Origin of the sequence: Azoarcus sp. CIB (genome assembly GCF_001190925.1) — a bacterium.
Lineage (GTDB): Bacteria > Pseudomonadota > Gammaproteobacteria > Burkholderiales > Rhodocyclaceae > Aromatoleum.
This window is the reverse complement of sequence record NZ_CP011072.1, coordinates 2,774,425-2,787,509: the sequence shown is the minus strand read 5'-3', so window position 1 is coordinate 2,787,509 and position 13,085 is coordinate 2,774,425. Positions and strand designations below refer to the sequence as shown.

The 13,085-nt window shown below is 64.6% G+C and carries 16 protein-coding genes; 8 read left to right on the top strand and 8 right to left on the bottom strand.

What is annotated here, in order from left to right; translation table 11 throughout:
- The first annotated feature begins 101 nt into the window (after positions 1-101).
- The 6 genes from tnpA to AzCIB_RS23825 all read left to right on the top strand — a co-directional run bounded on the left by tnpA (position 102) and on the right by AzCIB_RS23825 (position 4,231).
- On the top strand, positions 102-521 hold the full coding sequence (tnpA, locus tag AzCIB_RS12280; RefSeq protein ID WP_083446906.1) for an IS66-like element accessory protein TnpA: 420 nt from the start codon (positions 102-104) through the stop codon (positions 519-521).
- Complete coding sequence (tnpB, locus tag AzCIB_RS12275) at positions 518-865, top strand: IS66 family insertion sequence element accessory protein TnpB (RefSeq protein ID WP_050415268.1); 348 nt, start codon at positions 518-520, stop codon at positions 863-865. Before tnpA ends, tnpB begins: the two co-directional genes overlap by 4 nt.
- Positions 866-928: 63 nt before the next feature.
- Positions 929-2,458 carry an IS66 family transposase gene (gene tnpC, locus AzCIB_RS12270; RefSeq protein WP_050415269.1) on the top strand — a complete coding sequence of 510 codons (1,530 nt, stop codon included), beginning with the start codon at positions 929-931 and terminating at the stop codon, positions 2,456-2,458.
- A gap of 2 nt (positions 2,459-2,460) precedes the next feature.
- Positions 2,461-3,045: a plasmid pRiA4b ORF-3 family protein gene (locus tag AzCIB_RS12265; protein WP_050415270.1), complete on the top strand. Its 585-nt coding sequence runs from the start codon at positions 2,461-2,463 to the stop codon at positions 3,043-3,045.
- A gap of 98 nt (positions 3,046-3,143) precedes the next feature.
- Entirely contained in the window at positions 3,144-3,530 is a 387-nt protein-coding gene (locus tag AzCIB_RS24690) for a hypothetical protein (RefSeq protein WP_157058490.1), read from the top strand.
- Positions 3,531-3,709: 179 nt separating this feature from the next.
- Entirely contained in the window at positions 3,710-4,231 is a 522-nt protein-coding gene (locus tag AzCIB_RS23825) for a MarR family winged helix-turn-helix transcriptional regulator (RefSeq protein ID WP_083446994.1), read from the top strand.
- 463 nt (positions 4,232-4,694) lie between these two features.
- On the opposite strand, the gene AzCIB_RS24230 is transcribed toward AzCIB_RS23825, so the two are convergent.
- Positions 4,695-5,087 carry a transposase gene (locus AzCIB_RS24230; RefSeq protein ID WP_198149704.1) on the bottom strand — a complete coding sequence of 131 codons (393 nt, stop codon included), beginning with the start codon at positions 5,085-5,087 and terminating at the stop codon, positions 4,695-4,697.
- Here AzCIB_RS24230 and AzCIB_RS24225 point away from each other — a divergent pair.
- Both AzCIB_RS24225 and AzCIB_RS24890 read left to right on the top strand, forming a co-directional pair.
- Positions 5,086-5,979, top strand: a complete 894-nt coding sequence (locus tag AzCIB_RS24225; RefSeq protein ID WP_050416152.1) for a hypothetical protein — start codon at positions 5,086-5,088, stop codon at positions 5,977-5,979. The genes AzCIB_RS24230 and AzCIB_RS24225 overlap by 2 nt on opposite strands.
- A 447-nt stretch (positions 5,980-6,426) precedes the next feature.
- Positions 6,427-6,699, top strand: coding sequence for a transposase (locus tag AzCIB_RS24890; protein WP_083446993.1), 273 nt, complete (start codon positions 6,427-6,429; stop codon positions 6,697-6,699).
- Here AzCIB_RS24890 and AzCIB_RS12240 read toward each other — a convergent pair.
- From AzCIB_RS12240 to AzCIB_RS12210, 7 genes are all read right to left on the bottom strand, one after another.
- Entirely contained in the window at positions 6,676-6,846 is a 171-nt protein-coding gene (locus AzCIB_RS12240; protein ID WP_157058489.1) for a hypothetical protein, read from the bottom strand. The genes AzCIB_RS24890 and AzCIB_RS12240 overlap by 24 nt on opposite strands.
- A 186-nt stretch (positions 6,847-7,032) precedes the next feature.
- Positions 7,033-7,731, bottom strand: coding sequence for a nitroreductase (locus AzCIB_RS12235; RefSeq protein WP_050416149.1), 699 nt, complete (start codon positions 7,729-7,731; stop codon positions 7,033-7,035).
- Between the two features lie 69 nt (positions 7,732-7,800).
- Positions 7,801-8,865, bottom strand: a complete 1,065-nt coding sequence (locus tag AzCIB_RS12230; RefSeq protein WP_050416148.1) for a phosphotransferase family protein — start codon at positions 8,863-8,865, stop codon at positions 7,801-7,803.
- A gap of 37 nt (positions 8,866-8,902) precedes the next feature.
- Positions 8,903-10,057 carry a CaiB/BaiF CoA transferase family protein gene (locus AzCIB_RS12225; protein WP_050416147.1) on the bottom strand — a complete coding sequence of 385 codons (1,155 nt, stop codon included), beginning with the start codon at positions 10,055-10,057 and terminating at the stop codon, positions 8,903-8,905.
- Entirely contained in the window at positions 10,054-11,322 is a 1,269-nt protein-coding gene (locus tag AzCIB_RS12220; protein WP_050416146.1) for an acyl-CoA dehydrogenase family protein, read from the bottom strand. Before AzCIB_RS12220 ends, AzCIB_RS12225 begins: the two co-directional genes overlap by 4 nt.
- A 40-nt stretch (positions 11,323-11,362) precedes the next feature.
- Complete coding sequence (locus tag AzCIB_RS12215; protein ID WP_050416145.1) at positions 11,363-12,148, bottom strand: SDR family NAD(P)-dependent oxidoreductase; 786 nt, start codon at positions 12,146-12,148, stop codon at positions 11,363-11,365.
- A 34-nt stretch (positions 12,149-12,182) separates the two neighbouring features.
- Positions 12,183-12,953, bottom strand: coding sequence for an SDR family NAD(P)-dependent oxidoreductase (locus AzCIB_RS12210; RefSeq protein WP_083446992.1), 771 nt, complete (start codon positions 12,951-12,953; stop codon positions 12,183-12,185).
- Positions 12,954-13,085 lie beyond the last annotated feature (132 nt).

The following is a 13,085-nucleotide window of genomic DNA, read 5'->3' as shown; positions in this document are numbered from 1 at the left end:
TTCGGTAAGCGCTACACGGTAAGCGTCCGCCCATCACCGTCTTTCGTTGGTGACAGGGATCGCCCAGAGTGGTGCCCACCAAATTTCTGGTGGGGACCACTTTGGCCACGAATAGCATCACCCGGGTGACCCGCAAGGGGCGGCCGAACTACCCGATCGACTTCAAACGCCACCTTGCCGCGCTCGCCTGCGAGCCGGGGGTCTCGGTGGCTAAGCTCGCCCTCGAACACGGCATCAACGCGAACCTGCTGTTCAAATGGCGTCGTCACTACCGTGCCGGGTGGTTCGGCGAGCCGGGCCCGGCGCATCACGCGGCCCCTCGGCCGCGTGTGGGTGAAGCGCCGAAACTGCTGCCGGTGATGACCGTGTCGCCGACAGTCGGCCTGCAGTTGGCGTCGAAGAGCGTCAAGCCGGCAGCCGCGCTCGAGATCGTTATCGGCGGCGCGACCGTGCGGGTGCTCGGCGAGGTCAGTCGCGACGCACTGCGTACGGTCCTCGACTGTCTGGCCGAGCGGGCATGATTGGCTTGCCGGCAGGCACGCGCATCTGGCTTGTGGCCGGCGTGACCGACATGCGTCGCGGCATGGACGGTCTGGCGGCGATCGTGCAAGGGGCGCTCACTGAGAACCCGTTCTCCGGGCACGTCTTCATCTTCCGCGGGCGGCGGGGCGATCTCGTGAAACTGCTGTGGTGGAGCGGCGACGGGCTGTGCCTGTTCGCGAAGCGCCTCGAACGGGGGCGCTTCATCTGGCCGCAGGCGACCGCGGGGGCGGTGCATCTGACCGCAGCGCAGCTGTCGATGCTGCTCGAAGGCATCGACTGGCGTCGGCCCGAGCGGACCTGGCAGCCCGACTGCGCGGCCTGAAGATCGGAGCATGCCGCCCCCCGGAGGCTGTTCACACGCCACGGCATCGCGTAGACTCACGTCATGCACGCGACGACGCCCCTTCCCGATGACCAGGCTGTGCTCAAGGCCCTGGTGACGGCCCAGCAGGCCGAGATCGCGCGCCTGAACTTCATCATTGCCAAGCTGCGCCGGATGCAGTTCGGTCGCCGCTCGGAACAATTAGACGGCACGCTCGCCCAGCTCGAACTCGCCCTTGAGGGCATCGAGACTGCCCGGCGCGAAGCCGCTGCAGACGTCTCGCCGGACACGACCGCCGGCACAGCGTCGTCACCGAAACGCCCCGCCCGCAAACCCTTGCCCGATCACCTGCCGCGTGAGACGGTCGAGCATGCGCCCGCCGAAGGCGACTGCCCCGACTGCGGCAGCACCTTCGTGAAGCTCGGCGAGGACGTCTCGGAGATGCTCGAGTACGTGCCGGCCCACTTCAAGGTCATCCGGCACGTGCGCCCGAAGCTCGCCTGCTCGCGTTGCGAGTGCATCGTGCAGGCGACTGCACCCGCGCGGCCGATCGAACGCGGACTGCCCGGGCCGGCCTTGCTCGCGCATGTGCTGGTGGGCAAGTTCTGTGACCACCTGCCGTTGTATCGGCAGAGCGCCATCTATGCTCGCTCGGGCATCGAGCTCGACCGCTCGACGCTCGCCGACTGGGTCGGGCAATCGGCACAACTGCTCGCGCCCTTGGTCGAGGCGCTGCGCCGCTACGTGCTCGCCGCCGACAAGGTCCATGCCGACGACACCCCGCTGCCGGTGCTCGCGCCCGGCGAAGGACGGACCAAGACTGCCCGGTTATGGACTTACGTACGCGACGATCGCCCGGCGGGTAGCAATGACCCTCCGGCGGTGTGGTTCGCGTACTCGCCCAATCGCAAGGGCGAGCACCCGCAGCGCCATCTTCGCGCCTTCTGCGGCATCCTGCAGGCCGACGCCTATGCGGGTTTCAATGCGATTTATGCGACTGGGCAGGTGCAGGAAGCCGCTTGCTGGGCCCATCTGAGACGCAAGTTCTTCGATGTGCACCGGGCACAGGCTTCGCCGATCGCTGCCGAGGCGCTCGCGCGGATCGGTCAACTCTACGCGATCGAAGCGAGCGTCCGCGGCGAACTCCCGCCGATCCGCCGCGTGGTGCGGCAGGCCCAGGCGCGTCCATTACTGGAGGATTTGCGGGCTTGGTTGGAAGCGCAGAGCCGGCGCGTGTCGCGCAAGTCCGGCATCAGCGAGGCGATCCAGTACGGCCTGAACCACTGGCAGGCGCTCGTCCGCTACGCAGACGACGGTCGCATCGAAATCGACAACAATGCCGCCGAACGCGCCCTGCGCGCGGTGGCCTTGGGAAGAAAGAATTTCCTCTTCGGCGGTTCGGATGCCGGAGGCAATCGCGCGGCGACCCTCTACAGCCTGATCGGCACCGCCAAACTCAACGATCTCGACCCGGAAGCGTATCTACGCGACGTGCTGGCACGCATCGCCGAGCATCCGATCAACCGGATCGAAGACTTGCTGCCCTGGAATCTGGGCCGCGACCAATCCGACCCCCTGCGCAAGGCCGCCTGACCATGGGCACTGTTGTACGACTTCCCAAGGCGCGACCCGCGCCGCATCTGCTGCAACTGCGGATCGAGCTAGCCAGGATCAAGCCGGCCATCTGGCGTCGGGTGGCGGTCCCGGAAACCATCACGCTGCCGAAGCTGCATCAGGTCATCCAGGCCGTGATGGGCTGGCACGACTGCCATCTGCACGAGTTCGAGATCACCGGCGAGCGCTATGGCGTCCCCGATCCCGATTACGACTTCGAGCCCGTTCGCAACGAACAACGCGTGCGGCTCGCGACCGCGCTCGGCGGCGCCAAATCCTTCCGCTACGTCTACGACTTCGGTGACGACTGGGAGCATCGCATCAAGGTCGAACGCCGCCTACCACCCGACTCGCTCTTCGATACGGCGCTCTGCCTTGGCGGCGCCAACGCCACCCCGCCTGAGGATGTCGGCGGCGCACCCGGCTACGCCGACTTCGTCGCGGCAATGGCCGATCCGGACCATCCTGAACACCACGACATGCTCGAATGGTACGGCGCACCGTTCGATCCGGCCGCCTTCGACATCGCGGCGGTCGATCTGCGCCTCCACAAAATCAAGGTCTGAGCGTCAAGACGGTCTCGGGCGGACGCTTACGCTACACGTGCGTTGCCGAATCGAATTGTCTTATCGAAGAAGGATGCTGTTGACCATAGGGGACCCATATGTATCTAGCCTTAAAGCATAGCCATCTTTTGACCGCTGCCTTGTCGATATTCCTGACAGGTGTCTGGACAGTTCTGGCCTGGAATGGGAGTCGTAGAACCTCTGGCGGCTTGGGCGGCCAAGCGAAGGTGACGTACATCGCTCACCGAATAGTTTCCGGGCTGGCAGGATTGACCGGCTTGGCGGTGACAGCCGTAGGGCCATGGCACGCCATGCTATTTCCTTATATTGGGCTGGCGGCATTTGTGGTTCACGGCATCGCTGCCAACATTTCGAAAAAAACTTTCGACGCAGCACATGAGGCCAGGAAGCGAAGAGTCGCACTATTGATTCAGATTGCAGCCCTCGTGCTTTCCGCCTATGCCATGGTCAGTAAACCCATCTGATCACTGGTGTGCTTGAGCGGCTATATCGGTCAGTGCCTTCATACAAACGTATTCGCAGGGGTATCACAGCGAGAAATGACCCGTGCAGACCTTCCGCAGGCGGAGCTTTGTCATTACACTTCAATTGGTTAGCGATAAAATCGCTAGGGTACTTTTCAGCTAAGGTCTCGCACTCAATCATGAAATCCGCACGGCCCACACCAGAAGACAACCCGCTGCGACTGGATCGTCAGCTTTGTTTCCCGCTTTATGCTGCAACCAACTTGTTGACGCGAGTCTATCGACCTGTGTTGGAACCGCTTGGCCTAACCTATTCGCAGTATCTGGTCATGTTGGTGCTGTGGGAACGATCGCCGGTCAGCGTTGGCGACCTTGGTGAGTGCCTGCATCTGGAGAATGGCACCTTGACACCATTGCTCAAGCGCATGGAGCAAGGCGGGTTCATCAGTCGACGTCGCGATCCCGAGGACGAGCGGCGGGTGCTCGTCGCGCTGACGCCCCATGGACATGATTTGCGCGATGTCGCGAAGACCGTCCCGGAAACACTCTCTCGTCAATTAGGGCTCGATGAGGCAGCCGTCGTGGAGCTGCGCAACTCGGTAAGGTCTCTGGTATGCATCCTAGCCGGTCACAAGTATCCGACATCGCCGGAGGCGCCCAGTCGCCCACCTAGATCGAACCCGCCTTTGGCAAAGGCATAAGGAGGCCAAATCCATATGTCCCTTGCTCTCAAACACGCACCCTGTCCCTACTTCCCGGAGCATGAAGTCGTCGGCCGCGTTGCCGCCGGCGGTGCTGAGGTGGCTCGATTGTGGACAGGCCGTTCGCTGTGATCGGCGGTATATCCAGCGGGTTAAAGTCCCGTGAAAGGAGTTGTCCGTACGCCTTTCTAGCACCGGGAAGCGGCGTCCGAGTAATCGGAGGTCGTAAGTTTCCCAAGGGCAAAGCAGCAGGCCGCAACGCAAGTGAACCTAGACGTAGCCTCGTAACACGAATGGAGGAGCCGACCCTGTGGTCTGAAGGGGAAGGCCGTTGGATGAGCGCTGGAAGAACGGAAGTAGCGGGCATTGACTCCCGGGGTATCAGGGGTGGCATGTTGTGGAGGATAGACCGTGCAGCGCGGGAGACCCGTTACGGCGGCAATCCTCTCAACTTAGGCATTGATCATACCGCGGGTTTGTAAGCATGGAACTTGTGCGGCTTGTCGCGCGGGGCTCGAGGTCGATGGCGTTCGGGAACGAATTTCCGGACGTTGAGTGCGATCTGGGCGAGCACCTCGGCGACGATGCGGGCGCCCAGGGTGGCGGTGACGAGTGCGCGCGGCAGGATGCGGCGCAGGACGTTGAAGGCCAGGGTGCGGTTGATGCGCCAGGCGGTGTCGGGCTCCAGGTGGCGCTCGGCGGCGCACCATGCGGCCAGTGCGGCGAGGTTGTCGCACACAGCCTTGGCGCCGAAGTCCTGCCGGGCGGCAAGCCAGGACAAACCGCTGGTGTGCTCGAGGTGGAGGCGATGCTTGAGACGTTTGAATGCCTCCTCGATACGCCAGCGCTGACTGATGGTAGAGCTGGGCGAAGGCCTCGGGGGGAAAGCGCTCGGTGTCGAAGAGCGAAGTCATCAGCACGCGCACCTTGCCCTGCGGCGTGACCTGGCGGACCAGGCGCACGCGCGGCGCGGTGCGCGGACACTCGTAGTCGGCCGCGTCGCGCGCGCTGGGCGCAGGCAAGGTGACGAACGCCTCGCGCTGGCCGGACCGCATGAAGCGGCGCACCGCCCCGAAGCCGTTGTCCTCGACGTCGCAGCGCATGCAGAACGGGATGTCGCGGTCGATGAGCAGCGCCACCAGCCACGCGCTCGAGTAGCCGCGATCGAGCAGCAGCAGATCGCCCGCGGCCAGCGCATCGAGATGCTCGACAAGCATCTGGCGCTCGTCGCACACCGGCTCGTAGAGGGTGAAGTGCTCGAACAGTTCGAGGCCGGGCAGGAACAGGCCGAAGGCCACGGCCTCCTTGATGTAGCGCACGCGGCGCTAGGGATCGAACAGCGTGAGGCGTACGTGCGAGGCGTCGGCGGCGACCAGGCGCAGGCCGCACCAGCGGGCGAAGCCGATCTCTTCGCCTACGAGCGCGAGCAGCGCGTGATTGACGCGCTCGAAGACATCGGCGCGAATCTGGTGACGCGCCTTGGAGAAGGCTTGTGCGGTGACCACGCGCAGCAGTCGGGTGCGCTTCGCAGCGAGCAAGGCGAAAAAGCTGTCGAGCTCGGCCTGCACGGCACCGCGTACGCCACAGAGCAGGAACGCGAGCACGGTGGCGAAAGGCAGCGCGCGGCAGCGGGTGAAGAACTGGGGCGCGAGTCGGTTGGCCTCCAGAAGGTCCTGAGAATTCAGGGAGTTGGTCAGCCCACATACGATATCAGCATATTTAGGCCGTCATGGAAAAGCCTAAATTAAACAATTGGTTACGTGGGCATTATCGCATCGGAATCAAGCGCCGGGAAGCAGCATCTGAATTTCATGACGAAGCGCTAAGTTGAGAGGATTGGGGGGCGAACCCCGTGCCAAGTGTCGCGCCGGGGGCACGCTGACCGTGTAAGCGAACCACCCCGTCAGCGGTTCAGGGAAATCGGTGCCCGCAAGCCGAAGCACCGCCTTGCCCGACGGCGGCACAAAAACGCCGCAAAACGCCGCCATCGCACCTCGGCTGCCGTCTTGGCAGCGTTGCAACGGGCGCTCAGGCGCTCGGTCGCCCAGTAAGGTGTCAAACCGGGATCAACCCAAAAAAGATATTTTCTGTGCGGCCCGAACGGCGCTCAGGGACCGGGCTCGTCCGTAAGCGTCCAACCCGACCACATTGCTGAGAGCCGCTGAGGCGGCGAGGATCGTGTCCACGTAACTTAGGTGGACACATGTACGCTAAATTGGTGGGCGCCCAAGCGCCAGGGTCGTCGTCGGCACGCGGAAGAATTCAAACAGCAAGTCATTGCAGCGTGCCTGCAGCCGGGCATCTCGATTGCGGCAGTGGCGCTGGCCAATGGACTGAACGCCAACCTCTTGCGCCGCTGGGTCAAGGACCACCGTGACGCGCAGGAAGTCGAAGTTGGCGCCGAGATCGCCGATCAAGAGAAGGCGCTTCGGCGATGGCGGCATTCAGATTCTGCACCTGCTCGATGATGCCGCCGTGGCCAACTGCCTGGCCAGCCATTGCAGATGCGCCATGTCGTTTCTGTAGGCTTCGCCATTGCTGATGTCGTAGGGAGTGCCGTTGATGTTGTAATAGATCAGCACGTTCGCCGTCACCGAGCTGGTCAGCGTTCGCATGTCCTGGATGTCGTCCTGGCGACTTGCCGTGCTTTTGGCCAAGGCCAGCGCAGGGTCAGCGCCAAATACAGGCAGCCGGGCAGATGATGCTCTCTATTTTTCTTGTCGTATGTCGAGAGGGTCCCCTCGCGAGTGTTCGTTCATAAGGAATCAATGGTCCAGCGCCATGCTATGGAGCCCGGCAAGTCACCGGTGAAACTGGACGGCCTGGGACAGCGCGCCCCGGCCCACGCGGGCGGCATTGGCCTTCGCGCCGGGGTCTTCGTAGCCAAAGGAAATGCCCAGCAGCAGCCGATGCGCCGACGGGATGCCGAGGTGTTCGCGCACCACGTCGGGATGCAGGGTCAGGGCACCCTGCGCGCAGGAATCGATCCCGCGCGAGACCATTGCCAGCATGAGCGTCTGGGCGTACATGCCGCAATCCGATGCCTGGCGGACGTCGAACGGCAGCGGCATGAAGATGAAGGCCACGTGCGGTGCGTCAAAGAAGGCGAAATTGCGCAGATAGGCGTCGTTGCGGCCCGCCATGTCTTGCCTTTCCACGCCCAAGGCGCCGTAGAGCTGGGCTGCGGCATCGAACTGACGTTCGCGGAAAACGCCTTTGAACCTGATATCGACGGGCCAGTCCGGATTCATCTTTTCGGGGCAGCGCGCGGCCGCGAGCAGTTTGTCCCGCAGGTCGTGCCGCGCATCGCCCGACACGACGTGCACGATCCACGGCTGCACGTTGCAGTTGGACGGTGCCCGCTGAGCAAGCCCGAAGACGTCCCGAAGGACGTCAGCGGGCACTTCGTCGGCAAGGTAGCCGCGTACCGACCTCCGCCTGAAGAGAACTTCGTCGAACGAAAGTGTTTCCAGCACGGAGAGGGAGGCGTTCTTTTTCATTCCAGTATTTCTACGTCATCGGGTCGTGTCGTCGGTGCCGGGGCTGCCTGGTGTCGGGCGGTATGCCCGCTACCAGTCGAGCGGCCTGGCGGTCAGGGCAAGGGCATGGTCGAGGGTGGAGGCGAGAACAGCGGGCATATCGATGGTGCTGGCATTGGGCATGGCCTCCCGCTGGTAGAGGGCGATCAACTGGGCTAGTGCGCCGACGTTGCGGAACATCGCGAGCAGCCAGTAGAACTTCACGTCCGCCTCGGAGAGATGAATGCCGGTTTGCCGTTGATAGACCTCCAGCGTCTGGCGCCGGGTCCACCAGCCGGAGGCGGTGCAGGGCATGCACCACTGCTGCGCATAGACCGGCCCGTCCGCCGGTTCGCCCCAGAGGCTGAGCATCAGCATCACGTCGTAGCAGGGGTCGCCGATGGTCGCCATCTCCCAGTCGACGATGCCTTGCACGGTCAGGGTCTCCGGGTCGACCAGCACGTTGTCCAGCTTGAAATCCAGGTGTACCAAGGTTCCTGGCCGTTCGGCCGGCTGATGGGCGGCCAGCCAGTCGCGGAGCAGGTCGACCTTGCGCATCGGCTCGCCCGACATGACCCGTGAGGCGCGTTTGTGCCAGCCGTGGATCTGCCGGGCGATGAAGCCTTCGGCCTTGCCCAAGTCGGCGAGCCCGGCCTCGACGGGGGAAATTCGGTGCAGCTGCGCCAGGGCGGCGACGATCAGCGCACTGAGCCTGCCGCCAATGTGGTCCACCGCGGCGAGTTGCTCCGGCAATTCGCGGCCGATGGCGATGCCTTTGCGGAATTCGCTGATCAGAAAGGGCACGCCGATCACTCGGGTGTCGTCGCAATACGCTAGCCCCCGCGGCGTGGTCGGCAGGCATTTGCCCAGCCGGGAGAGAATCTTGTACTGGCGGGCGAAGTCGTAGGCGCCGGGGGGCGCGTCGTTGTCGGGCGGACGGCGGAACACCGCCGGCTTGCCGTCGAGCGAGACGAGGTAGTTCAGATTGGCGATGCCGGAGGCGAACTGGCGGATCTCCCGCTCACGGTCGAGGGTCATGCCTTGTCCTGCGAGATAGTGGGCAACGGCGTCCCAGTCCTGTGCCGCTTCCCGGCCCTTGTCGATGAACATGGTCATGGGGCTTCCTGTTGTCGGGGGAGATGGCTGTTCGGGTTCAGGTGTGCGGCGGCAGCACCCCGCTGGCGCACAGCGCGTCGATCCGGCCGGGATCGAAGCCCCAGTCGCGCAAGGCAGTTGCGGTATCGGCGCCGGGTGCGGAAGGGGGCCGGGGCGCGGGTGGCTGAGTGCGGCTGAAGCGCGGCGCCGGCGCCGGCTGGGTGACGCCGTTGATGTCAATGAACATGCCGCGTGCGCGGTTGTGCGGATGTTCCGGCGCTTCGTTCCAGTCAAGTACCGGGGCGAAGCAGACATCGCTTCCTTCCAGCAGGGCGCACCATTCAGCACGCGTCCTGGTCTTGAAGATTCCGGCGAGCCGAGCCTTGAGTTCCGGCCAGCGTCGATGGTCGTTCTGCGCGTCGAACACGGGGTCGTCCAGCCCCAGCTTCTGGCGCAGCAGGGTGTAGAACTGCGGTTCGGCAGCGGCGATCGAGATGCAGCGGCCGTCGGCGCAAGCGTAGGCGCTGTAATAGTGGGCGCCGCCGTCATTGACGTTGCTGCCGCGCTCGTTGCGCCACAGCCCGGCGGCCTTGAAGCCCCAGTTCATCGCGGCGAGCAGCGCCGAACCTTCGGCCATGGCCGCGTCGACCACCTGGCCGTGGCCGGATTTTCCCGCTTCATGCAGGGCACAGAGGATGCCGAAGGCCAGCAGCATGCCGCCGCCACCAAAGTCGCCGATAAGGTTCATCGGCGGCAAGGGCGGTTCGTCCGGCTTGCCGATGGCGTGCAGCACGCCGCTCAGGGCGATGTAATTGATGTCGTGGCCGGCGGCTTGCGCCAGCGGGCCGTCCTGGCCCCAGCCGGTCATGCGCCCGTAGACCAGTCTGGGGTTGCGCGCGAGGCAGATATCCGGGCCCAGCCCCATGCGCTCCATCACACCGGGACGGAAGCCTTCCAGCAGAATATCGGCTTGCGCCACCAGGTCGAGCACGGCTTCGGCGGCCCCCGGCTTCTTCAGGTCGATAGCCACCGAGCGTCGCCCGCGGGCCATGACGTCGAAACGCGGTTCGACCAACTTCATGATCTCGCCACCGCCCGGCCGGTCGATGCGGATCACTTCCGCACCCATGTCGGCCAGCATCATGGCGCAGAATGGCGCTGCCCCCAGGCCAACGATCTCGACGACCTTCACCCCTGCCAGTGGCCCGCTCATGCTTCGCTCCCCAACTTCATGAAGCCGAACATATAGCCGGCAACACGGCGCATCTGGATTTCCTCGGTGCCTTCGGTGATGCGGTAGCGGCGATGGTGGCGGTAGATGTGTTCGAAGGGCTTGTGCCGGGAATAGCCCAGGCCGCCGTGGACCTGCATGGCCCGGTCGGCCGCCTCGCAACACAGTCGGTTGGCCCAGAAGTTGAGCATCGAAACCTTGTCGCTTTGCGATGCCGCACCGTACTTGTCCATCAGCCAGGCGGTCTTGTACAGCAGGGCACGGACCATTTCGCACTGGGTCTGCAATTCGACCAGGGGAAACTGGATGCCCTGGTTGGTCGCCAGCGGCTTGCCGAAGGGCGCCCGCTGTTTGGCGTAATCGACCGACTGGTCGACGCAGTATTGCGCCGCGCCGAGGCTCGCTGCAGCCTGGCGGATGCGGTTTTCGTTGAAGAAGCGCTGCGCGATCGCCAGACCCTCGCCTTCGCGTCCGACGATGTCGTCGTTGTGAACCCTGACCTCGGTGAGGCTGACGGTGGCGTGGTCGGTGGGCATGACGAAGGTCCACAACAGTTCCTCCACCACATGCCCCTGTGGTGGCTGGGGCTTGAGCGGCACCAGGAAGGCGGTGATGCCGTGCGCATCACCGGCCTTGCCGCTGGTGCGGGCGAACACCATATTGCTGTCCGCCCAATTGGCGCCCGAGTTCCAGGTCTTGATGCCATTGATGATCCAGTGCTCGCCTTCGCGCCGGGCGATGGTTGCCATGTGGGTGGCGTCCGACCCGTGACAGGGCTCGGTGATCGCCATGGCCATCGCCGCGGAACCGTCAAGGAGCGATGGCAGGTATTTCCGTTTCTGCGCTTCGCTGCCGAACTCGATCAGCAATTGGGCGGTGAGTACCTGCACGGAAACGATGGCGTGCTCGGTGGCGGCGTCGTTGTGCAGGCCCAGGCCTCTGGCGTTCAGGTGCTCGCGGATCACCGCCATATCCAGGTTGCTTCCATCCCGGCCGCCATAGGCCGAGGGCAAGGCGTAGCGGTAATGGCCCGCCGCATCGGCACGCCGTACCACTTCGGCCAACAACGCCCTCCATTCCTTGGCGTGCTGCCCGCCATTTTCCCAATCGGTCCGCGCGTTCTCGCGACGGTGGTCGAAGAAGCGGTTGTTGTCGTCTTCATTTTCCAGCGGCTTGATCTCGCGCTCGATGAAGTCATCCAACTCGGCGAGGTAGTCGGTCAGTTTTTTCGGCAGTTCCAGATCCACGGGATGGCTCCTTCATTATTCTCGAGGGGGTGGCACGACCTCAACTCAGGCGGCCGAACGGATGGGTGCTCGATACCCCACCATCGACCGCGATGGCCTGGCCGTTGACGTAGGACGCATCCTCGCTGGCGAGGAATGCCGCCATGGCGGCGATTTCCCCGGGCTGTCCGGGGCGCTTGAGCGAATTGACCTGGCCGAGCCGGGAGGCGGCGCCGCGTGCCTTGGCTGCGTCGAACAGCGCCCTGGTGCCTTCCGTCTCGATGAGTCCCGGCAGAATGGCATTGACCCGCACGCCGCTGCCAGACAGCTCGTTGGCGGCCACTTGCGCCAGGGAGTTGACGGCGGCCTTGCTGGCGCTATAGGCCGCATCCCCGGCATTGGCGCGCAGGGATGCGACCGACGAGGTGAAGATGATGGACCCGCTGCCCTGCGCCCGCATATGGCGGCCGGCGTACCTGGTGGCGAGAAAGGCGCCGATGAGATTGACCCGCAGCACCTCCTGCCACTGGGCGACCGTCTGCTCGAACAGCGAGACGTTGCCGACCCAGGTCGCCGCGTTGGCGAAAAACACCTCCAGGCCGCCGAGTTCGGCGATGCAGCGGGAGATCATGGCCTCGACGTCGTTCTCGACTGCCGCGTCCGCCGCCATCGCGATGGCGCTGCCGCCGGCGGCGCGGACCAGTTCGGCGGTTTCCTCGACCTTGGCCGCGGTGCGGCCCGTGACCAGCACCTGGGCGCCTTCCTGCGCGAAGCGCAGCGCGCTGGCCCGTCCGATGCCGCTGCCCGCGCCGGTGATGATCGCGCGCTTGCCCTGTAACCTTTGCACGGGATTGCCCTCCTTTGCCGATGAAGATCCGGATTTAGGTCCCCGCAATGGTCAGGCCGCCATCGGCCATGAGCAGGGCGCCGTTGATGTAGCTGCTGTCCGCCGAGGCGAGGAAGGCCACCACTGCGGCGATTTCTCCGGCCTCGCCGAAGCGGCCGATGGGCACGTTGCGCTCGCGTGCCTGGAGGGTGGGCTGGTCGAACTTGCCCAGCGAGGCCGGTGTAGCGATCATGCCGGGTGCGATGGCGTTGACGCGGATGCCGTGGGGGCCGAGATCGAGCGCCGCGGCGCGCGTCAGCCCCGTTATCGCCGCCTTGACGGCGCAGTAGGCGACGGAATCCCGGAGCCCCATTACGGCGGCCGCGGAACTGAGGTTGATCACCGTGCCGGCGCCGCGCCGCTTCATCTGCGCGGTCGCGGCCTGGGTCGCCCAGACGATGCCTTTCAGGCCCACGGCCAGCATCTGCTCCAGAGTTTCTTCGTCGATCGCGTCGATCGCCTGGTAGCGCGCCCAGACGGCATTGTTGACGAGCGTCGCCACCGGTCCGCCGAAATCGGCTTCGATGCGCTGGAACACCTCGTGCACCTCGCTGCGCCGGGCGACATCGACCACGTAGGGGTGGACGTCCAAGCCGTCGGTGCGCATTTCCGCGACTGCCGCTTCGAGGCGGGCAGGGCTGACGTCGAGGCAGGCGACGCGGGCCCCCTCACCGGCGAGTCGTTCGGCGATCGAGCGGCCGATTCCTCGTGCTGACCCAGTAACGACCGCGACGGTGTCAGCCAGCCTTTGCCTAGTGTCTGCCATGCGGAAACTCCAATGCCTTGCTTGCGGAATCGATGTTGTGCGAGCCTGAAGCTCGACCCTTGAATCATTACCGCCGGATGGCGGCGGGCCATCGTCCGAAACGACAGAATTTCAATCGGCAATGAAAAGGGG